Annotated in this window: 26 protein-coding genes and 1 tRNA gene; 13 read left to right on the forward strand and 14 right to left on the reverse strand. The window is 56.5% G+C overall.

Annotation, left to right across the window (positions count from 1 at the left end):
• Positions 1-10 precede the first annotated feature (10 nt).
• The 4 genes from ACR0B8_RS04990 to ACR0B8_RS05005 are packed head-to-tail and all read right to left on the reverse strand — an operon-like array spanning position 11 to position 3,150.
• Entirely contained in the window at positions 11-1,057 is a 1,047-nt protein-coding gene (locus tag ACR0B8_RS04990) for a sensor histidine kinase (RefSeq protein WP_480657618.1), read from the reverse strand.
• A 22-nt stretch (positions 1,058-1,079) separates the two neighbouring features.
• The gene (locus tag ACR0B8_RS04995; protein WP_226688445.1) at positions 1,080-1,604 is read right to left on the reverse strand and encodes a gamma carbonic anhydrase family protein; all 525 of its coding nucleotides are present in this window, start codon (positions 1,602-1,604) and stop codon (positions 1,080-1,082) included.
• Positions 1,601-2,242 carry a guanylate kinase gene (gmk, locus tag ACR0B8_RS05000; RefSeq protein WP_170348722.1) on the reverse strand — a complete coding sequence of 214 codons (642 nt, stop codon included), beginning with the start codon at positions 2,240-2,242 and terminating at the stop codon, positions 1,601-1,603. The genes ACR0B8_RS04995 and gmk overlap by 4 nt, the downstream gene beginning before the upstream one ends.
• A 17-nt stretch (positions 2,243-2,259) precedes the next feature.
• Positions 2,260-3,150, reverse strand: a complete 891-nt coding sequence (locus tag ACR0B8_RS05005) for a YicC/YloC family endoribonuclease (RefSeq protein ID WP_480657615.1) — start codon at positions 3,148-3,150, stop codon at positions 2,260-2,262.
• 231 nt (positions 3,151-3,381) lie between these two features.
• Here ACR0B8_RS05005 and ACR0B8_RS05010 point away from each other — a divergent pair, with 231 nt between their 5' ends.
• Complete coding sequence (locus ACR0B8_RS05010; RefSeq protein WP_226688443.1) at positions 3,382-4,056, forward strand: PAS domain-containing protein; 675 nt, start codon at positions 3,382-3,384, stop codon at positions 4,054-4,056.
• Positions 4,057-4,108: 52 nt separating this feature from the next.
• Here ACR0B8_RS05010 and ACR0B8_RS05015 read toward each other — a convergent pair whose 3' ends face one another.
• The gene (locus tag ACR0B8_RS05015; protein ID WP_170348725.1) at positions 4,109-5,479 is read right to left on the reverse strand and encodes a class II 3-deoxy-7-phosphoheptulonate synthase; all 1,371 of its coding nucleotides are present in this window, start codon (positions 5,477-5,479) and stop codon (positions 4,109-4,111) included.
• 169 nt (positions 5,480-5,648) lie between these two features.
• On the opposite strand from ACR0B8_RS05015, the gene ACR0B8_RS05020 reads away from it, so the two are divergent.
• Positions 5,649-6,653, forward strand: coding sequence for a GlxA family transcriptional regulator (locus tag ACR0B8_RS05020; RefSeq protein ID WP_170348726.1), 1,005 nt, complete (start codon positions 5,649-5,651; stop codon positions 6,651-6,653).
• Between the two features lies 1 nt (position 6,654).
• On the opposite strand, the gene ACR0B8_RS05025 is transcribed toward ACR0B8_RS05020, so the two are convergent.
• Positions 6,655-7,749 (reverse strand): PQQ-dependent sugar dehydrogenase, encoded by a 1,095-nt coding sequence (locus ACR0B8_RS05025; RefSeq protein ID WP_226688442.1) that lies wholly within the window; start codon positions 7,747-7,749, stop codon positions 6,655-6,657.
• A gap of 166 nt (positions 7,750-7,915) precedes the next feature.
• Between ACR0B8_RS05025 and ACR0B8_RS05030 the strand changes: the two genes are divergently transcribed.
• The 4 genes from ACR0B8_RS05030 to ACR0B8_RS05045 all read left to right on the forward strand — a co-directional run bounded on the left by ACR0B8_RS05030 (position 7,916) and on the right by ACR0B8_RS05045 (position 11,204).
• Positions 7,916-9,097 (forward strand): ABC transporter substrate-binding protein, encoded by a 1,182-nt coding sequence (locus tag ACR0B8_RS05030; RefSeq protein ID WP_170348728.1) that lies wholly within the window; start codon positions 7,916-7,918, stop codon positions 9,095-9,097.
• 106 nt (positions 9,098-9,203) lie between these two features.
• A complete protein-coding gene (locus ACR0B8_RS05035; protein ID WP_480657612.1) occupies positions 9,204-9,992 on the forward strand; it encodes an ABC transporter ATP-binding protein in 789 nt (262 codons plus the stop codon).
• Positions 9,989-10,831: an ABC transporter ATP-binding protein gene (locus ACR0B8_RS05040; RefSeq protein WP_425080628.1), complete on the forward strand. Its 843-nt coding sequence runs from the start codon at positions 9,989-9,991 to the stop codon at positions 10,829-10,831. Before ACR0B8_RS05035 ends, ACR0B8_RS05040 begins: the two co-directional genes overlap by 4 nt.
• A 1-nt stretch (position 10,832) precedes the next feature.
• Positions 10,833-11,204, forward strand: coding sequence for a hypothetical protein (locus ACR0B8_RS05045; protein WP_170375371.1), 372 nt, complete (start codon positions 10,833-10,835; stop codon positions 11,202-11,204).
• A 195-nt stretch (positions 11,205-11,399) separates the two neighbouring features.
• Here the strand turns inward: ACR0B8_RS05045 and ACR0B8_RS05050 are convergent, their stop codons facing one another.
• Positions 11,400-11,753 carry a hypothetical protein gene (locus tag ACR0B8_RS05050; RefSeq protein ID WP_170375373.1) on the reverse strand — a complete coding sequence of 118 codons (354 nt, stop codon included), beginning with the start codon at positions 11,751-11,753 and terminating at the stop codon, positions 11,400-11,402.
• 422 nt (positions 11,754-12,175) lie between these two features.
• On the opposite strand from ACR0B8_RS05050, the gene ACR0B8_RS05055 reads away from it, so the two are divergent.
• The 4 genes from ACR0B8_RS05055 (at position 12,176) to ACR0B8_RS05070 (ending at position 15,519) form a co-directional block, all read left to right on the forward strand.
• Positions 12,176-12,553, forward strand: coding sequence for a hypothetical protein (locus ACR0B8_RS05055; protein WP_170348733.1), 378 nt, complete (start codon positions 12,176-12,178; stop codon positions 12,551-12,553).
• 206 nt (positions 12,554-12,759) lie between these two features.
• Positions 12,760-13,770 carry a branched-chain amino acid ABC transporter permease gene (locus ACR0B8_RS05060; protein WP_170348734.1) on the forward strand — a complete coding sequence of 337 codons (1,011 nt, stop codon included), beginning with the start codon at positions 12,760-12,762 and terminating at the stop codon, positions 13,768-13,770.
• A complete protein-coding gene (locus ACR0B8_RS05065) occupies positions 13,767-15,080 on the forward strand; it encodes a branched-chain amino acid ABC transporter permease (protein WP_170358509.1) in 1,314 nt (437 codons plus the stop codon). Before ACR0B8_RS05060 ends, ACR0B8_RS05065 begins: the two co-directional genes overlap by 4 nt.
• 187 nt (positions 15,081-15,267) lie before the next feature.
• Positions 15,268-15,519: a hypothetical protein gene (locus tag ACR0B8_RS05070; RefSeq protein WP_226688439.1), complete on the forward strand. Its 252-nt coding sequence runs from the start codon at positions 15,268-15,270 to the stop codon at positions 15,517-15,519.
• Between the two features lie 44 nt (positions 15,520-15,563).
• On the opposite strand, the gene ACR0B8_RS05075 is transcribed toward ACR0B8_RS05070, so the two are convergent.
• On the reverse strand, positions 15,564-17,105 hold the full coding sequence (locus ACR0B8_RS05075; protein ID WP_170358512.1) for a helicase HerA-like domain-containing protein: 1,542 nt from the start codon (positions 17,103-17,105) through the stop codon (positions 15,564-15,566).
• 438 nt (positions 17,106-17,543) lie between these two features.
• Between ACR0B8_RS05075 and ACR0B8_RS05080 the strand changes: the two genes are divergently transcribed.
• On the forward strand, positions 17,544-18,140 hold the full coding sequence (locus tag ACR0B8_RS05080) for an invasion associated locus B family protein (protein ID WP_170348738.1): 597 nt from the start codon (positions 17,544-17,546) through the stop codon (positions 18,138-18,140).
• A gap of 67 nt (positions 18,141-18,207) precedes the next feature.
• Here ACR0B8_RS05080 and ACR0B8_RS05085 read toward each other — a convergent pair whose 3' ends face one another.
• Genes ACR0B8_RS05085 through ACR0B8_RS05100 form a run of 4 tightly spaced genes read right to left on the reverse strand, consistent with a single transcriptional unit; the run spans position 18,208 to position 22,447 of the window.
• A complete protein-coding gene (locus tag ACR0B8_RS05085; protein WP_170358514.1) occupies positions 18,208-19,416 on the reverse strand; it encodes a beta-ketoacyl-[acyl-carrier-protein] synthase family protein in 1,209 nt (402 codons plus the stop codon).
• Between the two features lie 9 nt (positions 19,417-19,425).
• A complete protein-coding gene (locus ACR0B8_RS05090) occupies positions 19,426-19,683 on the reverse strand; it encodes an acyl carrier protein (protein WP_170348740.1) in 258 nt (85 codons plus the stop codon).
• Between the two features lie 32 nt (positions 19,684-19,715).
• A complete protein-coding gene (gene lpxD, locus ACR0B8_RS05095) occupies positions 19,716-20,807 on the reverse strand; it encodes a UDP-3-O-(3-hydroxymyristoyl)glucosamine N-acyltransferase (protein ID WP_170358516.1) in 1,092 nt (363 codons plus the stop codon).
• Positions 20,808-20,842: 35 nt separating this feature from the next.
• On the reverse strand, positions 20,843-22,447 hold the full coding sequence (locus tag ACR0B8_RS05100) for a L,D-transpeptidase family protein (RefSeq protein ID WP_170358518.1): 1,605 nt from the start codon (positions 22,445-22,447) through the stop codon (positions 20,843-20,845).
• 3 nt (positions 22,448-22,450) lie between these two features.
• On the opposite strand from ACR0B8_RS05100, the gene ACR0B8_RS05105 reads away from it, so the two are divergent.
• Together ACR0B8_RS05105 and mepK are read left to right on the forward strand one after the other, a co-directional pair.
• Positions 22,451-22,669, forward strand: a complete 219-nt coding sequence (locus tag ACR0B8_RS05105; protein WP_170348743.1) for a hypothetical protein — start codon at positions 22,451-22,453, stop codon at positions 22,667-22,669.
• A 132-nt stretch (positions 22,670-22,801) separates the two neighbouring features.
• Entirely contained in the window at positions 22,802-23,371 is a 570-nt protein-coding gene (gene mepK / locus ACR0B8_RS05110; protein ID WP_226688437.1) for a peptidoglycan L,D-endopeptidase MepK, read from the forward strand.
• A gap of 226 nt (positions 23,372-23,597) precedes the next feature.
• On the opposite strand, the gene ACR0B8_RS05115 is transcribed toward mepK, so the two are convergent.
• Together ACR0B8_RS05115 and ACR0B8_RS05120 are read right to left on the reverse strand one after the other, a co-directional pair.
• Positions 23,598-23,674, reverse strand: a tRNA-Arg gene (locus tag ACR0B8_RS05115).
• A gap of 66 nt (positions 23,675-23,740) precedes the next feature.
• Complete coding sequence (locus tag ACR0B8_RS05120; protein WP_170358520.1) at positions 23,741-24,961, reverse strand: cysteine desulfurase; 1,221 nt, start codon at positions 24,959-24,961, stop codon at positions 23,741-23,743.
• Position 24,962: the final 1 nt, after the last annotated feature.

Raw genomic sequence — 24,962 nt, forward strand, 5'->3', positions numbered from 1 at the left:
CAAGCTTTTGTTATCGCGGCAATATTACGGTAAAGGTTGAACCCTTTCCAACTTCGCTTTGCATCCGCAAACGCCCGCGATGGCGGTTGATTATGTGTTTTACAATCGCAAGGCCCAGCCCGGTTCCGCCCAGTTGTCGCGATCTGTGGCTGTCGGCACGGTAGAATCGCTCGGTCAGGCGGGGCAGGTGTATCGCGTCAATGCCGGGCCCCTTGTCACTGACCAATACCCTGACAGCCGGGCCACGCATGACGGAATCGCGTTCGGATGATTCCACGCTAATGTCGACGCTGCCCCCACTGCCACCGTATTTGATGGCGTTCTCGATAAGGTTGGTGAAGACCTGACGCAGCTGGTCGCCATCCCCGATCAGCGAGACAGGCCCTTCTGGCGCGTTCAAGCTCACCTCGACGTTGGCACTCTCGGCCAGCGGGCGCAGTGAGTTCAGCGTTGATTGCAACAGCCCCGTCAATTCAAGCTGATCTTTGGGCCGCACACGTTCTTCGCTTTCGACACGGTTCAGTGACAGCAGATCCCCCACCAATCGGTTCATACGATTGGCTTCGTCGGCCATGATCTCAAGAAACCGCGCGCGCGCGGCGGCGTCATCACGCGCCGGACCACGCAACGTTTCGATGAAGCCCATCAACGCTGTCAGTGGTGTGCGCAACTCATGACTGACATTCGCCACGAAATCCCGCCGCATCTGGCTGGCCTGCTCGACATGCGAGACATCTTGGAAAGTCGCCAGCATGGCACCGCCGGACACCGCCCCTACACCGTTCAGATAACGGCATTCGACCTCGAACGTGGTGTCCTGCGCTCCGTCATTGGACAGGTGGCGCGCCTTTGCCGGACCATTGGTATGCAGGCACTGTTCAATTGCGTCAATCACGCCAGGTTGCCGCAAAATCGTCGCGAAATGCCGACCGACGATATTCTGCGTCAGCAGGGTTTTGGCATCGTCATTGGCGGCAATGATCCGTTCGGTCTGGTCGACCATCAAAGCCGGCATCGGAATGGCCGAGACAAATTCGGCAAGCAGGTCGTCTGACATTCTTCAGACCCTTCCCGGCAAGTTAGGACACAGGCTTCATCTCGTCACGGAACCGGCGCATATTCTGTTGATAATATAACGCGCTGAGCGTGATTTTCTGCGCCGCGGCTTCGTCCAGTTCCCGCACGACCTTGCCCGGCGTTCCCATGACCAGCGAGTTGTCGGGGATTTCCTTGCCTTCAGTGATCAAGGCCCCTGCCCCGATCAGACAATTCTTACCAATCTTTGCCCCGTTCAACACGATGGCTCCCATGCCGATCAGCGTGTTTTCCCCGATCGTACACCCATGCAGCATCACCTTGTGGCCGATGGTACAATTCTTACCGATGGTCAGAGGATAACCGGCGTCGATATGCATGATGCAATCTTCCTGCACATTGCTGCCTTCGCCCACGCGAATCTCTTCATGATCAGCGCGGATGGTGCAGCCGAACCAAACCGAGGACCCTTCTTCCAGCACTACTTTGCCAATCAAGTTGGCATCGGGTGCAACCCAAGTATCGTCGTGGATCTGTGGTGCGTGTTCGCCCAAGGCATAGATGATCATGACAAACCTTCAAATTCGTTCTGTAAGGTGCGTACGTGGTCTTGCAGTCTTGGTTGTTGGATACGGCGCATACGCTCCGCGCTGACGATGGTTTTCAGCTTTTCCTCGGTTGTATCCAGGTCATCGTTGACCAGCACATAGTCGTAATAGCCCCAGTGGCTGATTTCATCCCAGCTTTTGAGCATCCGCTTGGCGATCACGTCCTCGCTGTCCTGCCCGCGGGTTTCCAGGCGGCGGCGCAATTCAGGGATCGAGGGTGGCAGGATGAAAATCGACAATGCGTGCTTACCCAGATCCGAATTGCGGATCTGAACCTCACCCTGCCAATCCACGTCAAAAAGAACATCGCGGCCCGCATTTATCGAGTCCTGCACCGGGCCTGCCGGAGAACCATAGAAATTCCCAAACACGTGCGCATGTTCCAGCATCTGACCCTTGGCAACCTGCTGTCTGAATTCATCCTCTGACAGAAAGTAATATTCCCGTCCGTGTTCTTCGCCCGGACGAGGTGCGCGGGTCGTGGCCGAAACCGAGAACTCCAGACCTTCATCCCAGGCCATAAGCCTGCGGGCCAAAGTGGACTTCCCCGCCCCGGAAGGCGAAGACAGGATGATAAGTAGGCCGCGGCGATCTGCCATGTCAGTTGTTCCCATCGTCATTCAACATTTTGCACCTGTTCGCGCATCTGATCTATTACGGCCTTCAGCTCAAGCCCAACCGAGGTCAGCTCGGCGCTTTGTGCCTTTGAACACAGCGTGTTGGCTTCGCGATTAAACTCCTGCATCAGGAAATCCAGCTTGCGCCCCACGGCCCCATCCTGCGACAGCAGATCGCGTGCGGCGTTCACATGCGTTTTCAGGCGGTCAATTTCTTCGGTGATATCGGATTTGACCGCGATCAGCGCCAATTCCTGCGCGACCCGGTCCGGGTCAGCCCCTTGCGCATTGTCCAGCACACGGGCCAGATTTTCGCGCAGTGCCTCGGCGGTCTTGTCCTTGCGTTGTTCTGCAAGCTCGGCCGCTTGCGCCGTTAAGTCGGCGACCTGAGCAAGCTGCCCGTCCAGAATGTCTGCCAGAGCATTGCCTTCTGTCTGGCGCATGTCGACGAAAGCCGCCAACAGGTCAGCAAATTCGTTCGTCAATTCCTTGACCAGAGGCGCGGGGTCGTCCACTTCACTGCCAGCCTCCAACATTCCTCTCAGCCCTATCAGGTCCGCCGCGGTCGAAGGTGCCAGCGCGACGCCGCTTTCTGCCGCCATTTCCTGCGTACGGGCCAGCGCAGCAAGTGCCGCGCCCATGGCGTCTTCATTCAGAACCAGATCAGGGGCAGTTTCTTCGCGGTTTAACCGTAAGGACAAGGTGACATTTCCCCGGCTCAGTGATTTGGACAGCTGGCCGCGCAAGGCGGTTTCAAGCCCGGTCAGCCACTCGGGCATGCGCAGCCGTATGTCCAGACCCTTGCCGTTCACGCTGCGCAGGTCCCACGTCCAGCTATGCGGTCCATACGCCCCTTTGCCTGCGGCGAATCCGGTCATGGATCTGATCATGTTGGCTGTCCTTGTCTGCTCGGTTGTCGCACCTAATGCCATCGGCGGGCGCAGGGCAAGAGTTTGCTGGTTTTCGGCCTTCGTCCAGAAGTTAACCATTCGTTAAAGAATTCCTCCAAAATTGACTCAACTCGTGTCAATTTGGCTTTGGTCAGGGATGATCGGACCTGAAGGGTCCCGATATCTGGAATTTTAGATAAATGACGGGCGATTGACGCTAGGGTGGTGTAAATGAAAACGTTTTTCGGTAACAGGTTCGGATCGAACTCTGGAAAGATCGTCGCAATGGATCGTTTTGACAGCGGGCGCAGCCTCTCGCCCATCCGACAGGTCGAGGCGTACTGGACCGCGCTGTTAACCGGCGACGGTGTCCCCAAACGTGCGCAGATAGATCCGCGCGGGCTTGAGAACGTTCTGGAATACACGTTCATTCTGGAACGTATCGCGCCCGGTCTGGCCCGGTTTCGTCTGGCTGGAAGCCACCTAACACAGCTGGCAGGCATGGAAGTGCGCGGCATGCCGTTAACCGCGTTTTTCGAACCCAGCGCTCGTGGCCAGATATCGGACGTATTGGAGCAGGTCTTTGCCCAGCCGGCAATTGCCGAGCTTGGATTGGTCGCCGCCGGTAAACTGGGCCGCAGCCAGTTGCAGGCACGTATGATCCTGTTGCCCCTGAAAAGCGATCTTGGCGATGTCAGCCGTGTGTTGGGTGTCATGATGTCCGACGGCGCACTCGGCGCGACGCCTCGCCGTTTCTCAATCCCCGACACCAGAGTGCGGGCTGTTTCAGACGTTCAGGCACCGCAACAACCGGCGCAGCAAATCTCGGCCGGGTTTGCGGAAGAGCAAGCAGAATTCAAGAAACCCGGATCACATCTACGACTGGTTGCGTCACGGGACGACTGACAAAAAAGGCGGGCCAGTGCAGCCCGCCTTTTAACCTTAAAGACAGCAAGTCTTAGCTGGCTTCACGTTTGTTGCGATCGCGGCGCAGGTTGGTCAGTTCTTCGGCAACCAAAAAGGCCAGTTCCAGCGATTGCGTCGCGTTCAGTCGCGGGTCGCACGCAGTGTGGTAACGATCCGAGAGGTCCTCTTCGGTCACGGCACGCACCCCACCGGTGCATTCGGTCACGTCCAAACCGGTCATCTCAAAATGCACGCCCCCAGGGATGGTGCCTTCGGCCTGATGCACACCAAAGAAGTCGCGCACCTCGCGCAGGACTGAATCAAACGGACGGGTTTTGTAGCCCGTCGCCGATTTGATCGTGTTGCCGTGCATCGGGTCGCAGACCCATGTGACCTTGGCGCCCTCTTCCTTGACGGCCTTGACCAGACGCGGCAGATGCTCACCCGCCTTGCCCGCACCAAAGCGCGCGATCAGGGTCAGGCGACCTTCCTCGTTTTCCGGGTTCAACTTGGACATCAGAACCTTGAGGTCTTCTGCCGTGGTCGAGGGACCACATTTCAGACCAATCGGGTTCAGGACGCCGCGGCAGAATTCTACATGCGCCCCGTCCGGCTGACGGGTGCGATCACCGATCCAGATCATATGGCCCGAACCGGCCAGCCAGTTGCCAGAGGTGGAATCAAGACGGGTCAGCGCCTCTTCGTATTCCAGCAGCAGGCTTTCATGGCTGGTGTAGAACTCAACGGTCGAGAACTCATGCGTTGTGTCCGCCGTGATCCCCGCCGCGCCCATGAAGTCGATAGTGTCCTGAATACGGTCGGCGATTTCCGAGTATTTCTGTACGTCCTGTACATCGGTGAAGCCCAAAGTCCAGGAATGCACCATGCTCATATCGGCAAAACCACCGGTCGAGAAAGCGCGCAAAAGGTTCAGGGTCGCAGCCGCCTGAGTGTAGGCCTGCAGCATCTTGCCCGGATTCGGAATCCGTGCTTCGGGTGTGAAGGCCAGTTCGTTGATGATGTCACCACGGTAGCTGGGCAGCTCAACGCCATCCACCACCTCGGTCGGGGCGCTGCGCGGTTTGGCGAATTGGCCGGCCATGCGGCCCACTTTGACCACTGGTACCTTGGCACCATAGGTCAGAACCATTGCCATCTGCAGCATCACCTTGAACGTATCACGGATCGCATCCGCGCTGAATTGTTCAAAGCTTTCCGCACAATCCCCGCCCTGCAACAGGAAGGCCTCTCCGCGACCGGCGGCGCCAAGATGTTGCTTCAGACGCCGCGCTTCGCCCGCAAAGACCAGCGGGGGATACTGTGAAAGCTGAGCCTCGACTTTGGCCAGCGCGGCCGCGTCGGTATAGTCTGGCATTTGAACCCGGGGCTTGTTGCGCCAGTTCGTTTTTTGCCATTCAGTCATAGCTTTGATCTCCGCTGAAGTATTCAGGTTGCTTCTATACAAAATGCATTGAAGACTGACCATATACGATTTGGCCCTCTTGACGCAGCAAACAAGCTTTGATCAAGGTGGCTGCCAAATCTGACGTCGGACAAAAAGTCGCCGGGCGCCGAATCAAGGACACCTCGCCATGCAAGAGCAACGCCAAGTTGTCACGGTGGAAGACACTGCGGCCAACTCCCGCAATTTCGTATTTGTCCTTTTGGACAAATTTTCTCTGCTGTCGTTTGCTTCGGCATTGGACAGCCTGCGCATAGCCAACCGTATGGCGGACAAAACGCTGTATACGTGGACATTGATGGGTGAAGGTGGCGAAACAGTCAGCTGTTCGGCCGGAACTACCTTTGCGCTGGATTCAGACCTGGTTGAGCTGCAGCGCGACGATGTTGTCATGATCTGCGGTGGGGTCGACGTTCAGGCGGCGACCACAAAGAAGGTGTTGAACTGGGTGCGCCGCGAGGCAAGGCGCGGCTTGCGCATCGGTGGCCTATGCACAGCGGCCTATACTTTGGCCAAGGCCGGGCTGTTGGATGGCAAACGCGCAACCATTCACTGGGAAAACTCCGACAGCTTTGTCGAGGAATTCGACGAGGTTGAACTGACCAAGTCCGTCTTTATCGTCGACGGCAACCGGATGACGACGGCAGGCGGCACGTCTTCCATCGACCTGCTGCTTAAAATCATTGCTGATGACTTCGGCGAGGATTTGGCGAATGCCGTTGCGGATCAGATGATCTATTCCTCGATCCGCACCGACCAAGACACCCAGCGTCTATCGACACCAACTCGGATTGGCGTGCGCCACCCGAAACTGAGCCAGGTCATCCTGATGATGGAAAAGAACATCGAGGAACCGATCTCACCCTCGATTCTGGCCAAGGATGTCGGCATGTCGACGCGGCAGTTGGAACGTCTGTTCCGCCGCTACCTGAGCCGTTCGCCTAAACGGTATTACATGGAGCTGCGCCTGCACAAAGCCCGCAACTTGTTGATGCAAACCGATATGAGTGTGATCAATGTGGCGCTGGCCTGCGGGTTTGCCTCGCCCAGCCATTTCTCAAAATGCTACCGGGCGCATTACAATACCACGCCTTATCGCGAGCGTGGAGCGCAGGGCGACCGGTTGTCGGTGTAAGTTACTCAGGGGTCATACGATAGACGGCCCCTTCACCCACGGAAATGAACCAGATTGACCCGTCAGGGGCCTCGACTATGTCGCGCACCCGATTCGTTTCAGGGCCCTTGATCTGTTCAACCTCGCGCAGCGGCGATCCCGCCAGCCGCGCGATATAGTCGAATTTGAGCGACCCAACGAAGATATCCCCTTTCCAGTCCGACCAAAGCTTGCCGGAATAAACCATCAGACCCGAAGGGGCGATGGAAGGGTCCCAATAATGCTCTGGTTGTTCCATACCCGGCTTCGCGGTGCCTTCTCCTATTTTGTCGCCGGAATAATGCACGCCAAAGGAGATGACTGGCCAACCGTAGTTCGACCCTGGCTGAACCAGATTGACCTCATCCCCACCTTTTGCCCCGTGCTCCGATATCCAAAGGCGGCCCCTTGCGTCCAAACCGGCCCCTTGCGGATTGCGATGGCCATAGGACCAGATCTCAGGCCGCACACCGCTTGCCTGAACAAAGGGATTGTCACCGGGAACCGATCCGTCACGGTTCACGCGGATCACCGTGCCATTATGATTGGACCTGTCTTGCGCCTTGGGGCGTTCCCCCCTGTCGCCGATTGTGACGAACAAAGTTCCGTCCTTAGCTTCCACCACGCGGGAACCGTAGTGACGCCCTGATGAACCACCCGGGACAGCCTCGAAGATCACACGCAGGTTGGTCAGCCGATCACCGCGTTCAGACAATCGGGCCACCGCAAGGGCAGTTCCAGCACCACCGCGCTGTGGTTTGGAAAAGGTCAGGAATATCTCGCGTGTTTGGCTAAAATCACGGGCGACCGTCACGTCCAACAAACCGCCCTGCCCTTTGGCCAAAACGTCGGGCACACCTTTGACGGATTTGGCTTTCCCATCCGCAACATAAAGCAGTTTGCCATCCCGTTCGGTGATCAAAACCCCCTGGTTCGGCAAAATACCAATTGCCCACGGGGCATCCAATCCTTCGACCATCGGCGTCACTCGCACAGGGCCAGAAGAAGTTTGCAGTACGTCGGCACTGAGCAGCCCCGCCTTGAAGACAAGAAACAGAATCGTGAAAACTCTCAACATTCAGCTCTCCACCTGCAGCATGCCAGCCGCCAGAAACGGGACAAACCCAACAAAACAATCAGAACTTCAGGTGGCAACCACACAATTGCGTGAGGACTTTTCTTTTCCGAACAGCTTGCCTAGGGTCGTGCCCAGAACGAACACGTTCCAATTTGGGAGTAACCACATGAAAAAGCTGCTTACTGCAACCGCAGCAACCGCACTGTTGGCCGGCACCGCCATGGCCGAAGACGTTAAACTGGGCATTATGTTCGGTTTCACCGGCCCGATTGAATCGCTTTCGCCAGCAATGGCGTCCGGCGCTGAGCTGGCGATGAAAGAGGTTTCGGAATCCGGCAAACTGCTGGACGGGTCCACCGTAACGCCCGTACGTGCTGATACGGGCTGCGCTGACAATGCTCTGGCCACCGCTAATGCGGAACGTCTGGTTGCCGAAGGCATCAACGGCCTTGTTGGCGGAGACTGTTCGGGCGTAACCGGTGCCATTCTGCAAAACGTCGCCGTGCCGAACGGTATGGTCATGATCTCACCTTCGGCCACCTCTCCGGGCCTGTCAGTTATGGAAGATAACGGCCTGTTCTTCCGCACGTCCCCATCGGATGCGCGCGAAGGCGAAATCATGGCCGACATCCTGAAAGAGCGCGGCGTCAACTCGATCGCTCTGACCTATACCAACAACGACTACGGCAAGGGCCTGTCCGAGGCGATCAAATCCTCGTTCGAGGCGCTGGGCGGTGAGGTAACCATCGTTGCCGCGCATGAAGACGGCAAAGCCGACTATTCGGCCGAAGTCGGCGCGCTGGCATCGGCAGGTGGCGACATTCTGGTCGTTGCGGGCTATCTGGATCAGGGCGGTCTGGGCATCATCCAGTCCTCGCTGGACAGCGGCGCATTTGACACCTTTGGTCTGCCGGGTGGCATGATCGGTGACTCGCTGCCTGAAAACGTCGGTCCGGATCTGAACGGCTCGTATGGTCAGGCCCCGGGATCGAAAAGCGAAGCTGCGGATTCGTTCTTTGCCATGGCCGAAGCCGAAGGTTTTGACGGCTCGTCGATCTTTGTACCCGAATCCTATGACGCAGCGGCGCTGTTCCTGCTGGCCATGCAGGCCGCGGGTTCCAGTAACCCGGCGGACTATGGCGGCAAGATCATGGATGTTGCCAACGAACCGGGTGAAAAGATCTATCCGGGTGAGCTGGCCAAGGGTCTGGAGCTGCTCGCAGCGGGCCAAGACATCGACTATGTCGGCGCCTCGGGTGTTGAGCTGATCGGCCCCGGCGAAAGCGCCGGTGCATACCGCGAAATCGAAGTCATCGATGGTGAGATGAAGACGGTTAACTACCGTTAAATCCTCATCTGACAGAGCAAAACCGAACAGCCCGGGCCTTGTGTCCGGGCTGTTTCAGTGACAAAAGGCTGCACCTCTGTTTTCGGGGAAAAGGCAAGGGAAAACCATGATCGTCGTTGAGGACGTGCATAAGCATTTTAGCGGGTTCCACGCGGTGGACGGTGCTTCGCTGGAAATCCAAAAGGGCTCGATCACCGGCCTGATCGGACCGAACGGTGCGGGCAAGACAACCCTGTTCAACGTGATCGCGGGTGTACTGCCGCCGACCAGCGGCAAGGTCTCCATGGATGGCGAAGACATCACTGGCCTGCCCCCGCATGAGCTGTTTCACAAAGGGCTGCTGCGCACGTTCCAGATCGCGCATGAGTTTTCGTCAATGAGCTGCCGCGAGAACCTGATGATGGTGCCCGGCGCGCAATCGGGTGAATCACTGTGGAACACCTGGTTTGGCCGCAAACGCATCGCCGACGAGGAACGCGCCCTGCGCGCCAAGGCGGACGAGGTGTTGGAGTTCCTGACCATCGAACACCTGGCCGACCACAAGGCAGGTCAGGTTTCGGGCGGGCAAAAGAAACTGTTGGAACTTGGCCGCACCATGATGGTCGACGCCAAGATCGTGTTTCTGGACGAGGTCGGCGCAGGCGTGAACCGCACCCTGCTGATGACCATCGGCGACACCATCCTGCGCCTGAACAAAGAACGCGGCTATACCTTTGTCGTCATCGAGCATGACATGGATTTCATCGGCAAAATTTGCGACCCGGTGATCTGCATGGCCGAGGGCAAAGTGCTGGCCGAGGGCACTCTGGACGAGATCAAGGCCAACGAACACGTGATCGAGGCTTATCTGGGCACCGGCTTGAAGAACAAAGACAAGCTGGAGGCCCAGACATGACCGCGGGCGCAAGCGACAACCCTTATCAGGACGATCACGGCAACAAGGACGCAACAATTGCCAATACCAAGGGCATTGGCACAATGACCCCCGCGCATCCAACCAGCGGAGAAACCCACAAGGTCAGCGGCGGCCCCTTCCTGATCGGTGACACCATGACCGGTGGCTACGGCAAGGGTCCCGACATTCTGCACGACTGTACCATCGCCGTGGACAAGGGCGAAATTGCCGTGATTGTCGGCCCCAACGGCGCGGGTAAGTCCACCGCGATGAAGGCCGTGTTCGGAATGCTGGACGTGCGCGCCGGCGCAGTCCGACTGGACGGAGAGGACATTACCAAGCTTTCACCGCAGGATCGTGTGATCAGGGGGATGGGCTTTGTGCCGCAAACGTCAAATATCTTCACGTCCATGACGGTCGAGGAAAACCTAGAAATGGGTGCCTTCATCCGCCGCGACGATATCAGCCAGACGATGGAGCAGGTCTATGACCTCTTCCCGATCCTGCGCGACAAGCGCAATCAGGCGGCCGGAGAGCTGTCGGGCGGTCAACGCCAGCAGGTTGCCGTGGGCCGAGCGCTGATGACCCAACCCAAAGTGCTAATGCTGGACGAACCCACCGCCGGTGTCTCACCCATCGTGATGGATGAGCTGTTTGATCGGATTATCGAGGTATCCCGCACCGGGTTACCTATCCTGATGGTCGAACAGAACGCCCGTCAGGCGCTTGAGATTGCGGATAAGGGATATGTTCTGGTGCAGGGACGGAATGCCTATACCGGCACGGGTAAGGAATTGCTGGCTGATCCTGAGGTGCGGAAGAGTTTCTTGGGGGGGTAGAATGAAAAACCTAGCCACCAAGATTCTTGTTGCGGCATTTTTGTTGGCGCCTCAAAGCTTGGCAGCGCAAGTATCTTCATATGTTTGTAAATTCGACATTGAATGCTCGCCCAATGAAGGTTGTCAAAAAAAAGAAATGGACCTGACCTTCTTTTTGGACGGGCAAGGCAAGGCGTTCATGCAGGGAAATGTAGGGCTAGTCCAAGTTGTTCCCGTCGCCGGCACTCAAGCATTTTCCTTCGTGGAGCCACTTGAGTCCGGAGTAGTTCAATCCACAACAGTGTTGACAGACGGGACGGCAGTCCACTCTCGGCATACGGCGATAATGGGAGACTTCGTTGTCGCGCAATGGCACGGCAATTGTTCAAACTAAACTGGGTTAGATTAAATTCCGCGCCGATTACTTTTATTGATCCTGTTAAATTGCAGATTCACTCCAGCAAAATCGCAACAAGGCCACCTGATTTCGCTTCGGTAGCCTCGCATGTTTGACATTCTTACGCGTTGATTTGTCGAGAAAGGAATGCATAGACTTGCGCGTATATAACCACTGAACTCCTAGTATCGTTCACCCAATCGGATCACCACAAGACCCGAAATCCTGTGCGGCATGCGGGCCTTTGATCGACATGTCGTAGTTCAGGTCCTCGAAATCCACGACAAAAGTCACAACGTCTTGGTCCATGATGTGCAGGAATGTCAGTGAGTTCAGACCGGCAATGATCGTGGCCTCTCCGCGGATGTCATCAGTGACGATAAATCCCTTATCCGTGGCTCCGGACCTCGCCAATGTCACCGCGCCGCCAGTATTGTCCGATACGCAATTAACGACGAAATCCGCCCCGTCCAGAGGGTCGCTTGATGCGGCATACGCTATTGCCGGCAAAACCGCGCTCAATATCACTGCTGCGTAGAATTTCATGATGTACCTCCCTTTATTCAGCGCCCTCGGGCACAGGGCAAGATCATCAATTAGCTCAATAACTTCAACAGGCTGCACGACGGCCCTCACTTTCAGTTGATCCCAGGTGAAAGGCTGTGATCGCGTGTCAACGCCTCTTTGACACGGTTAAACCGCGTGCTTTCAGGCAATCAATCGTGGCGAGAAAATGGCGTTTGCAGCTTTGCGCCACTGGTCGGATAAACAACCTCCAATAAAACGGTTTGTTCCCGGCTGGTTACTTCTTTCACGCGCGGAATGGAAAAATCAGCCCGTTCAGAATTCCGCCCTGTCTCGGCTCAATTTCCGCCACGATCCGCGCCTAATCACGAACGCGCGAACAGCGGGAATCCTGATTGGATTCTCAAATATTTCGGGCAAGTGCCCCCTTCAGGAGACATATTATGAAATATCTGGCTGCGCTTGCCGCCATCGTTCTGCCTGCGACCGCGCAGGCCGTGTCGCAAGCCCCCGCGCAAGGTGAATTTGTTTACGAGTGCCAGATTACCGAAACCTGCAACCCCGGTGGGTGCAATCCAATTGAACCAGCCCACCAGGTCGTGCTGAAACAGATCGAAGGGCAATCCAAGGGCTTGCTGCTGGCCGAGGGTCAAGAGCATGAAGTCCTTGTGATCCCCGGCCTCGGCGCGCAGGAATTTCTACAAATTCTAAGCAACGGAAGTGTGGGATACACGGTTGCATCAGAGACCGGCCACCTTGAAGTTCGCGCCTCTGGCGGGCAACAGCGCAACGAACGCGGGGTCTGTACGCTCAAAAATTGACCACATTTACTATCGCAAGAACAGCAAAGCTGAACCAGCGACGCGTCTGACGGACATGATCCTGTCAGGCGCGCCTTGATTGCCCGAAAGGAACGCTGCCCATATGCAGTTTTTCTTCGGAATTCGACCGTCCATAACCGTTGAAATATTGTGTCTTTGCGCGCGGGTATGCCATAAGGCCGCACCCGGCGGAATGAGAAGGTGAGATGGACATACTGAACGCGCTTGTCGCGCTTGCGAATTTTGTGTTGGTGCCTGCAATTGCTTATGGCAGCCAGCTGGCACTGGGGGCGCTGGGGGTCACGCTGATCTACGGTATCCTGCGGTTTTCCAACTTTGCGCATGGCGACACGATGGCCTTTGGCGCGATGATCGCGGTTCTGGTCACCTGGGGGCTGCAGGCCGTTGGGGTCAGTTTTGGTCCGCTGCCGACCGCCCTTTTGGCCCTGCCCTTTGCCATATTGGGCTGTATCGTTCTGGTGCTGATCACCGACCGAATGGTCTATCGATTTTATCGCGAGCAAAAGGCCAAGCCGGTCATTCTGGTTATTGTGTCGATGGGCGTGATGTTCATCATGAACGGTCTGGTGCGGTTCATCATCGGCCCGGACGATCAGAGGTTTTCGGACGGTCAGCGGTTTGTGATCTCCGCACGTGAATTCAAGGCCATGACCGGGCTGAATGAGGGGCTGGCGATCAAGACATCTCAGGGCATTACCGTCATCGTTGCAGTTGTTGCCGTTGTGCTGTTGTTCTGGTTCCTCAACAAAACCCGCACTGGCAAATCGATGCGTGCGTATTCGGATAACGAAGATCTCGCCCTGCTGTCCGGTATCAACCCCGAGCGGGTGGTGATGATTACATGGATCATCGTGGCGGCGCTCGCGACCACGGCCGGGGTCCTGTACGGGCTGGACAAGAGCTTTAAACCTTTCGTTTATTTCCAGCTGCTTCTGCCGATTTTCGCCTCGGCCATCGTCGGCGGGTTAGGCAGCCCTGTGGGTGCCATTGCCGGCGGGTTCATCATCGCCTTTTCCGAAGTCACGATCACTTACGCCTGGAAAAAGGTGCTGACCTATCTTGCCCCGGAAAACCTGGAGCCGTCGGGATTGGTGCAATTCCTGTCCACCGATTACAAATTCGCCGTAAGTTTTGTCATTTTGCTGATCGTGCTTCTGTTCAAACCTACGGGTCTGTTTAAAGGGAAAGCGGTATGACCGAGCCTGTCAAAAATACGCTGCTTTTCGCTGTTGTTGGTGGCCTGATCCTGCTGACCGGATTCACGCAAAGCTGGAACGCCGCGATATTGATCCTGAACATGGGACTGATCTCGGCCATCATGGCGCTTGGGGTGAACCTGCAATGGGGTTTCGCCGGTTTGTTCAACGTCGGGGTCATGGGCTTTGTTGCGTTGGGCGGGCTTGCCGTTGTGCTGGTCTCGACCCCGACAACACCTGGCGCCTGGTCTGCCGGAGGTTTCGGTATTGTACTGGCCCTGCTGCTGGGCGCTGCAACCGTTGTGGCCACAGTTCTGGTGGCGCAGAAGATGCCCAAAGGTCGGGTTCGGACTTTGTCGATCATTGCCATTCTCATCATCGGCTTCTTTGTTTACCGCGCTGTTCTCGACCCCAACACCGCGGCGGTCGAGGCCATTGAACCGGCTGTTGCGGGCAACCTCGGCGGTCTGAATCTGCCTGTTCTGCTGGCCTGGCCCGCAGGTGGACTGCTGGCGGCTGGTGCAGCGTGGCTGATTGGTAAAACTGCTCTGGGCCTGCGCTCGGACTATCTGGCGATTGCAACGCTGGGGATTGCCGAGATCATCATCGCGATCTTGAAAAACGAGGACTGGTTGGCCCGGGGCGTCAAAAACGTCTACGGCATCCCGCGCCCTGCGCCGGTCGTTGGGTACGAGGTCGATCTGCAGAATGACCCTGGCTTTGTCGCTCGCGCCGAATGGTTGGGGCTGGATACAGTCACGGCTTCAACGCTGGCGGTTAAACTGGGCTATTCGTTTCTGTTCCTGATCGTTCTGCTGGTCCTGCTCTGGATGGCGCAAAAGGCGCTGAACAGCCCGTGGGGCCGCATGATGCGCGCCATTCGTGACAACGAGGTCGCGGCCGAGGCGATGGGCAAGGACGTGACCCGCCGCCATTTGCAGATCTTTGTGCTGGGCTCGGCCATCTGCGGAATTGCAGGTGCTATGATGACAACGCTGGACGGCCAGTTGACCCCCAGCGCGTATCAGCCATTGCGGTTTACATTCCTGGTCTGGGTAATGGTAATCGTCGGTGGATCGGGTAACAATTTTGGTGCGGTACTGGGCGCATTCGTGATCTGGTTCCTGTGGGTTCAGGTCGAACCTATCGGGCTGTGGCTGATGAACCTGATCACCGCTGGATTGCCTGATGGCAGCGCGCTTAAGGCACATCTGATCGAAAGCGCCGCGCATATGCGCCTGCTGACAATGGGGTTGATCCTACTGATTGTTCTCAGATTCAGTCCAAGGGGCTTGATCCCCGAGAAATAGATCACTTTCAGGGGAATATTCGAAACCGCGCCTCAAAATCGGCGCGGTTTCTTGATTCATGAACCGAACCTTAATAGACCGAATTATCGTTGGGCAGTTTCCGGACCTGCGCCAGATCGCCTTCACGGTTAATTAGTCAGTTGACGCTGATACTACAGGTCACCTCTCGAGAGTAAGAAGACGACACATGAAAACTTCGTTTATCCCAAAAACCCTAATGCTGACAGTTGTTGCCAGCCTGGCCGCATGTATCCCGTCACCCGAAGATCTGGAAACCGATCCAGTTCAGGTCCAGACCTCAAAGGGTGTGGTGACGTGCCAGTTGTACCGCCCGGATCGCGTCATCTGGGATCGTGCCATCGACTACCCCGCGACCAAGATGTCTGTGGCCGAGGCTGACGGCTACTGCCGGCAGGAAGGTCAGCGTCGTCTGAAGTAACCAAATAGCGCCGCGCAACGAAACGGCTGTGCGGCGCCTTGGGCTTACCTAGCGCGGAACAACCCGCCCAGAATTCCACGAACAATGCGGCGCCCGGTTGTTCCTTTTAGCTCTTTGATGACGGCCTCGCTCATTGCTGTAGCAAAGGTATCTTTCTGCCGCTTTACGCGAGAGGAAGATCGCCCGACCCGGCCACCGGAATAGCGCCTGGCCGTGGCGAACTCGCGTTCAGCAACAGATTGTGTCTCTTCTTGTTCTTCTGCTTTTGCAGCAGCCTGCGCGGCCTGATCGGCGCGTGCCTGCAGAATTTCAAAGGCCGATTTCCGATCCTTCAATGCGCCATACTTGACCTGCATCGGTGACGCCGTCATGACCGCCTGACGCTCGGACGCGGTGATTGGCCCAAGTTGTGTTTCCGGTGGACGGATCAGCGTCCGTTCAACAATACCTGGCACGCCCTTCTTCTGCAGCATCGACGTAACCGCTTCACCTACGCCAACCTCTCGGATTGCGGTTTCGGTGTCGAAGGCAGGGTTTTCGCGATAGGTTTCAGCCGCCAAACGCAGGTTCTTGCGATCCCGCGCGGTAAAGGCACGCAGCGCGTGCTGCACCCGATTGCCGAGTTGCCCCAGAATATCTTCGGGAATATCCGCCGGGTTTTGCGAGATGAAGTAGACGCCGACACCCTTGGAACGGATCAGCCGTGCGACCTGCTCTACCTTGTCGACCAAAACCTTGGGCGCATCTTCGAACAACAAATGGGCCTCATCAAAAAAGAACACCAACTTGGGTTTGTCGGGGTCGCCAACCTCGGGCAATTCCTCGAACAGCTCACTCAACAGCCACAACAGGAAAGTCGCATAGAGACGCGGCGACCCCATTAGCTTATCGGAGGCCAGGATGTTCACCATCCCCTGCCCGTTTGCATCAGTACGCATCAGATCGGCCAATTCCAGCGCGGGTTCTCCGAACAAATTGGTTCCGCCCTGGTTTTCCAACACCAACAACCGCCGCTGGATTGCTCCAATCGAAGCGGTCGAGACATTACCATAGCGCAGGGATAACTGTGTGCGGTTCTCACCGATCCAGACCAGCAGGGCTTGCAGATCCTTGAGATCCAGCAGCGGCATCCCTTCTTCATCCGCCACTCGGAAAGCAATGTTCAAAATACCTTCCTGCGCCTCGCTCAGGTCCATGAGCCTAGACAATAGCAATGGCCCCATTTCTGTTACGGTCGTTCGAACAGGATGGCCTTGTTCGCCGAACAGATCCCAGAATGTCACCGGGCATGCGGCATAGGTATAATCCTGAAAGCCGATGCGCGCCGCGCGATCCTGAAACGCCTGGTGCAATTTGTGACCTTCGCTGCCCGCCATTGCCAACCCGGACAAGTCGCCTTTGACATCGGATAGAAACACCGGGACGCCCGCAGCCGAGAACCCCTCGGCCAGGATTTGCAACGTCACCGTTTTGCCTGTGCCCGTCGCCCCCGCGATCAACCCGTGCCGGTTGGCATATTTGAGGGTCAGGTTTTGAGGCTGGCTGTAATCTTCACCCGCGCCGCCCAGAAAAATGTTTTTGTCCATGTAGGTAAGGCCTTAATTTCCACCGATCTGAACCCAGCATACAAAGTTAACCTTTGACTGCGATAGTCATTTTGCTGCCCTCGCTGTCAGAGGTAGGGTGCGGCAAACTTCCTCCCTGTCGACTGACCGCGCCTTCGGGCGCGGTTTTTTTAAAGCAATGCTGGTTCTTCCATTAAAATTTCAGGTTTTCAGTTGACGCATGCGACCGCCTTTCGTAACGTCTGCGCATAACTAAGTCGGCCAGTCCGACGGGGAGAAAATTTTATGAAAGGGAGCCGCTCCACCGGTTCCCTTTCTTTTTTGTTTCATCCAGGTTTCAAGCACTGGAAAGCGGCAAAAAGCTGACTACGGTCACCCATTTGTGCAGCTTAATGCCTGACACCATGATCCAAGGATGATAGACGGGTCAAAAAGCTCAATCACATTGCCGAGGCATTCATGATCAAGAACACTCTATCTCTCAGCCTGGTGGCCGCTGCGCTTTGGTGTGGTGCCGCTTATGCACAAGAAGCAACGCAGGATGCCGAGGCTCCGCAAACCCAAACCGGTGCTGACCTGGATCTTGGGGAATCCGGCCCGCGTATTGGCGAGCAGTACCTTAAGGAAGAGACCGGCGACTGGGCAGTCATGTGCATCAATACAGGAACTGACAGCGAACCTTGTGTCATGCGACAGATTCTGACTGGTCAGCAAGACCAGCCCATTGCGGAAATTACGATTGAAAAGCTGCCCGAAGAAGCTCCGGCCGTAGCTGCTGCGATCATCGTTGTGCCCCTCGAAGTGCTTTTGCAAGCTCAGATATCCTTGTCGATCGACGGAGCGCCGGGCAAACGATACAACTATCACCACTGCAACCCCATTGGGTGCCTTGCGCAAGTGGGCTTTACCCAGCAAGACGTCGAAGCTTTGAAGAGTGGGACCAAAGGTACCTTGTCGATGGTTTCTGTTCTGGCACCTTCGCAGGCACTGCAATTGGAAATATCTCTAGCAGGGTTCACTGCCGGGTTTGACCAGCTGGAAGTCATCAAAAACTAATGACTAGTAAAACAGAAAACGCCGCCCAGTCCTTCGGGCGGCGTTTTGTCGTTTTGCTTCCTAAGCTTCAGACCCGTTTCAGAGCCAAAACCGCGTTCAACCCGCCAAAGGCAAACGCATTGCTAAGCGCAACATCCACCTTCGCGTCTCGCGCCTCATTTGGCACCACGTCCAATGCACATTCAGGATCTGGATCTTCATAACCGATGGTTGGGGCGATCACCCCGTCGCGCAACGCCATGATACATGCCAGCAACTCGACCGCGCCAGTACCCCCAATCAAATGCCCGTGCATGGATTTCGTCGACGAAATCATCAGGTCATCTGCATGCGGCCCGAACACACCGGCCACCGCCGCGCATTCGGTCTTGTCATTCGCCGCTGTGCCCGTCCCATGCGCATTGATGTATCCGACCTGATCCGCATTCAGGCGCGCATCGGTCAGCGCACCGGCCATGGCCCGTGCCGCGCCCTGTTTGCTGGGCATTACGATGTCAGACGCATCCGAGGACATGGCAAAGCCGACAACCTCACACAGAATATCTGCCCCTCGTGCGCGCGCATGTTCGTATTCTTCAAAGACAAAAACCCCGGCCCCTTCGCCCTGCACCATTCCATTTCGGTTAGCGCTGAACGGGCGGCAAGCGTCCTTGGACATCACGCGCAGACCTTCCCAGGCTTTGACGCCGCCGAAACACAACATGGATTCTGATCCACCCGTGATCATTGCAGGTGCGGCGCCGCTGCGGACCATCTGAAACGCCAATGCCATCGCGTGATTGGACGACGCGCAGGCGGTAGAAACCGTAAAACTTGGCCCCTTCAGGTTATGTTCCATAGACACGTGGCTGGCCGCCGCGTTGTTCATCAGTTTGGGTACCACAAATGGATGCACACGGTTTTTACCGTCCTCGTAGACGGAACGGTAATTATCGTCCCAAGTGGACACGCCGCCACCGGCGGTGCCAAGAACGACACCGGACCGAGCAGCAAGATCTCCGTGAAACTCGATCCCGGATTGGTCAATCGCCTCTTTCGCGGCGGTCAGCGTGAATTGCGTAAAGCGATCGTAAAGGCTCATCTGCTGGCGATTAAACCGCCCTTCGGCCTCGAACCCGCGCACTTGGCCGCCGATTTTGATGGAAAGCCGCTCAACATCGCGGAATTCAAGTTGCGAGATACCACAACGCCCTTCGCGCATAGCTTCAAGCGTATCAGGGACAGAGTGACCCAGCGAATTAATCGTCCCGGCCCCGGAAATAACAACGCGTTTCATAACTTCAGGTCAGACCTTTTCCGACACAAGCTTTTCGATCCCGGCAATGATCGCTGCCACATTTGAGATATCGAAATCGCTGGCTTGTGGTTCATTCGCGTTGAACGGGACCGAGATATCGAACTCTTCTTCGATGGCGAAAATGCTCTCGACCAGACCCAGGCTGTCGATACCCAGATCTTCAAGTGTACTTTCGGGCGTGACGTCCGAAGGCTCCAGCACGGCCTGCTCAGCAATGATTGCGATGACGCGGTCGGTGATGCTCATGTCGGTCCTCTGATTTTCCCGTTGCGGATGATTTAATCACTCGGGGGCTGTTTGAAAACAGCCTTTTTCAACGCCTCGACGTCACGCGCCATACGGGGCAAACGACGTTGTGCTTTGTAGATGTCGGTATGGGTTTCCATTTTGATGGCCGGATATCCCATTAGTACCCGACCCGCAGGAACGTTGGACAGGATTTTAGTGCCGCCCGCCGCTATCACGCCGTCACCGATAAAGATGTTGTCGACCACGCCGGTCTGGCCACCCAGTACCACGTTATTGCCAATCTCGACCGAGCCGGACACGCCAGCCTGACCACAAATTAGACAATCCTGCCCAACCCGTGTGTTGTGCCCCACATGCACAAGATTGTCCAACTTGGACCCGTTTCCGATGCAGGTATTCCGGATCGTTCCGTTGTCGACGGTACAATTGGCGCCGACTTCAACGTCATCCCCGATCTCAACTGCACCCAGCGAGTGAATGCGAAGCCAGCTTTGCGCCCGCGCATCACCTTTGTCGCCCATTGTTTTGCGGACATTCTCAACATCCGAAACCTCGGGGGTAACAAAGCTGAACCCGTCGCTCCCGATCCGTGCGCCGGGTTGGGCAATGAAACGATCACCGATCTGCGCCCTCGACCCGATGCTAACCATCTCACGTAACATGGCGTTTTCGCCCAGAACCGTATCCATGCCAATCACGCAATGCGGGCCGATAACTGCGCCTTTGCCAATACGAACCCGCGCACCGATGACGGCCAAGGGGCCGATGGCTGCATCTTCTGCGATCTCTGCTGTTGGGTCGATGATAGCTGAGGGGTGAATGCCCGGCTCTACGCCCTGCCCGCGATCCAACATTGTGGTGATCCCGGCCATCGCCATACGCGGACGGGGCACAAAGATGGCCGCCTCCAACCCTAGCGCTTGCCAATCCGCACCTTCCCACATCACGGCTGTCCGTGCCGAGCTGCCGCTCAGCGCCTCGGCATATTTCGGAGACATCGCCATCGCCAGATCGGTCGCCGCTGCATCACCCGGCTCAGCCGCGCGTTCAACGATCAGGCCAGTATCGCCCTGGCAGTCTGCCCCAAGAGCGTCGGCGATTTGCTGGATGGTATAGTGCATATCGGGCTTCCCGGTTTAAGGATCTGCCCCGCTGATTACCCCTGAACGTCCGGCAGGGCCACCCCTGCTTTCTGCAAGGCCTCCCAGATTTTCCGATCACGCTCATAGACATCCCGGCGATACTGAACCTGACCCTTGGGGCCGACATAAGCCGTGCGGTAGATCAGATGAACCGGAACATGCTGTTCCAATTGTACCGTGGTTTCCTTACCCGTGGCCAGAACACGCTGAAAAAACGCCTTTGGGTTTTCTTCCTGCTTGGCCAACAACGCATAGGCGAAATCAAACGGATCTGCTAGGCGGATACACCCGTGCGAGAACGCCCGCACCTCACGCGCGAACAGACTTTTCTGAGGCGTATCATGCAGATAGATGTTGTACTTGTTGGGGAACATGAACTTCACCAGCCCCAGCGCATTGCTTTTACTGGGCGGTTGGCGCATCGCAAACGGGAAGTTCCGCGCGTTGAACTGGGTGAAGTCCACCGCGCCGCGATTGACCTGCCGACCGCTGCGGTCGGTGATCTGGATATGGCCAACGGCGTTGGGATTTGATTGCAGTTGGGGCAGGTATTCCTTGGTGATGATCGAGCGCGGCACATACCAACTGGGGTTGATGACCATATGCTCCATCTCGTCCGAGAACTCGGGGCTGCGTCGGTCATGTGTGTTCTTGCCGATCACCGCGCGCGTTTCGAACGTGACCAAACCGTCATCGACGATCTTGGCCGAGAAATCAGTCTGATTTACTAAAATGTGCCGCTCACCCCGTTCGCGCGGCAACCAGCGCTCGCGCTCCAATGCGACATAGACAGCCTTTAGACGGTCGGAGGCACTGCGGTTCAACTCAGAAATCGTGCCCTGACCGGCCACACCGTCCGGCGCAAGACCATGATCTGTCTGGAACGCCTGAACGGCACCCAACAAAGCCGCATCAAACTCCGGGCTGGCGGTAGGACGCAAATACCCCATGGAAACCAAACGATTGCGCAGTTTTATTACATTGGGTCCGGTGTCGCCATATTCCAACTTAGCAACAGGAACCGTCGCGCCCCAACCGCCTTGATGGATGAGGTCCTGCAGCACCAACTTCTGCTTCATCAAGGCCCGGTACTGGGTTGTTTGCGGGGCCAATTGATCGAAATACGAGCCATTTTCCCCTGCGATCAACCCCTGCAAGTGCGCCTTTGTCGAAGCCCTTTGAACCTTGCGCACTAACCCATCATCAATCTGGGATGGGCTCAGCGCGCCCGACTGGAGATTGCGCGCGTATTCAGCGAAAGCGCGGGTCAGACTGACCTCAACAGCGCCCAGATCGCGCGTCGTACGGGCCTCTTGCATCTGTTCCACAAGGGACTGGACGCTGTCCGAACCCTGCGGCAATCCATGCATATCGGTCGATGACAAGGCCTGGATCAGCCGTGCGCGGCGCGCCGAATGCAGCGGCGTTTCGCCAACCCAAACCGGGGCAAAACCATTCTCGCGGTAAAACTCGGCGATTCCTGACCCCGAGGGCGCAAATTCGGCAACAGCCATCTGAAACGCCGTCGCTGGCCGGGTGTCTGCATTCACTACGGACGCCGAAGCCAGAAAACATGCGGTGAAAATAATACCAGAACGGGTCCGAATACCTGAGAACATTGGATGGCCTTGATTATTCATTATTTTACGCAGCAGAAATGCGCGCGGATCAAATATGGTTACGCCTTGGGTGCGTTGTCTATTCACAAACGTATCAACCTGGCGCATCTTTCGGTGCGTGATGCGTCTTTGCATCGCCCGGCGGAAATGCGCCGCCAAATGTCTCAATATTATACATATTCGCATCACCTGCGCAAAAAACTGCCGAAATTTCCCCCTTGAATTGATGAATCCGAAAGACTTCTTGGCGGACAAAACCGACTGTGTCATAAATCCCGCATCTGGGATGGGAAAAAATTAATATCGCGCGCGTAACATCGTGTGCAGGCAGGAACAGTACGGGACGAAACTGAAATGACGATGAGCAGTACATCGGGCTTGACCCGGCGTGCCCTTCTGGGCGCATTTGCAGCTACGGCAGTTGTGGCAGCACCGACCTATTCCAATGCAGCAGGTTTCCTTCGAGGCGGCGGCGATATCCGCCGTATTCGTATGTATTCCGGTCGCACCGGCGAACGGATTGACATGATATATTGGGTCGACGGAAAATACATCAAGGACGCTGTCAGAGAAGTGAACCACTTCATGCGTGACTGGCGGACTGATCAGAGCAAAGACATGGATCTGCGCACGATCGACATCATGGCTGCATCGCATAACCTTCTGGACGTAAATGAGCCCTATATGCTGCTGTCCGGCTATCGTTCTCCGCAAACCAACGCGATGCTTCGGTCTCGTTCTCGTCGGGTTGCCAAGAACTCATTGCACATGAAAGGCCAAGCGGCTGACCTGCGCCTGTCGTCGCGTTCAGTGTCGCAAATGGCCAAGGCTGCAATGTCCTGCCGCGCTGGTGGAGTGGGCAAGTACTCCCGCTCGAATTTCGTCCATATGGACTGCGGTGAGGTCCGTAGCTGGGGCGGTTAACACTTCCAAAATCTTAAAAAAAACGAGCGCCTCTGGGCGCTCTTTGTTTTTATGTAACCTAGAATTATTCCTTATGAAAAGAACAGCTCAACCTCGATGAACTGCTTTCCATCGACCAGATATTGTCGCTTACCGGACTGTATCAGAACCCGTCATCATAGCGTCAAATTAAGGGACGCACTCTCCAATATAAGACACTCAGAATAACTGCTAATGCGAGGTGGTATGGCGCACCTGAGAGGATTCGAACCTCTGGCCTCTGCCTTCGGAGGGCAGCGCTCTATCCAGCTGAGCTACAGGTGCCTTGGCCGTTAGCTATCCTTGTTCCGATCCGGGTGCAACTGAAAATCCACCCGGATCGACCAGCTTTTAGGCAAACAAATCATGCGCCAGTTCAAGGGCATCGACCAGCGTGTCGACCTCATCCTTGGTGTTGTACAAACCAAAGCTGGCGCGGCAGGTGGCGGTCACGCCGAAGAAATCCATCAGTGGACCAGCGCAATGATGACCGGCCCGCACGGCAACCCCTTTTTTGTCGAGGATCGTCGACACGTCATGCGCATGCCCTGCCCCATCCAGCGTAAAGCTGAAAATAGCGGCCTTATCGGGACGTGTGCCTTGTACCTGCAGCCAGTTCAAACCGGTCAACCGCTGCATCGCATAGTCGCGAAGCGCGCCTTCGTGGGCGGCGATGTTCTCCATCCCCAGGTCCATCATATAGTCAAGCGCCACGCCCAAACCAATCGTTTGCACGATACCGGGTGTTCCGGCCTCAAACTTCATTGGAGGATCGTTGTAGATCACCTGATCTTTGCTGACCTCTTTGATCATGTCGCCGCCACCGATGAAGGGGCGCATCTCGGCCATGCGTTCGGATTTGATATAAATCGCGCCCGAACCGGACGGGCCATACAGCTTGTGCCCGGTGATTGCATAAAAGTCGCAGCCGATATCCGACACATTGACCGGCATATGCACGGCACCCTGGCTGCCGTCGACCAGCACCGGAACGCCTTTGGCATGCGCACCTTCGGTAATGGCCTTAACATCCACCACCGTCCCCAGCACGTTCGAGCATTGCGTGACCGCGACCAGCTTGGTCTTGGGACCGATTGCATCGATCACGGCCTGCGGGTCCAGCCCGCCATCCGCATCGATATCGACCCACTTCAGGACAACCCCCTGCCGTTCGCGCAGGAAATGCCAGGGAACGATGTTGGCGTGATGCTCCATGACGCTAAGGACAATCTCATCCCCGGCCTGAAGGCGCGGCATCGCCCAGCCATAGGCCACAAGGTTAATCCCCTCGGTCGTGCCCGAGTTCAGGACGATCTCATTCTCATCCGCCGCCCCAAGGAAACGGGCGATGGTGCCGCGGACGGACTCGTACTTTTCGGTCGCGAGGTTGGACAGGTAATGCAGGCCACGATGCACATTCGCGTATTCCTCGGCATAGGCGCGGGTCACCGCGTCGATCACCACCTGAGGTTTCTGCGCAGAGGCACCATTGTCCAGATAAGTCAGCGGTTTGCCGTTTACCTCACGCGACAGAATCGGAAAGTCCGCGCGGATTTTTTCTACGTCATACATG

The organism is Ruegeria sp. BH6 (assembly GCF_056538105.1).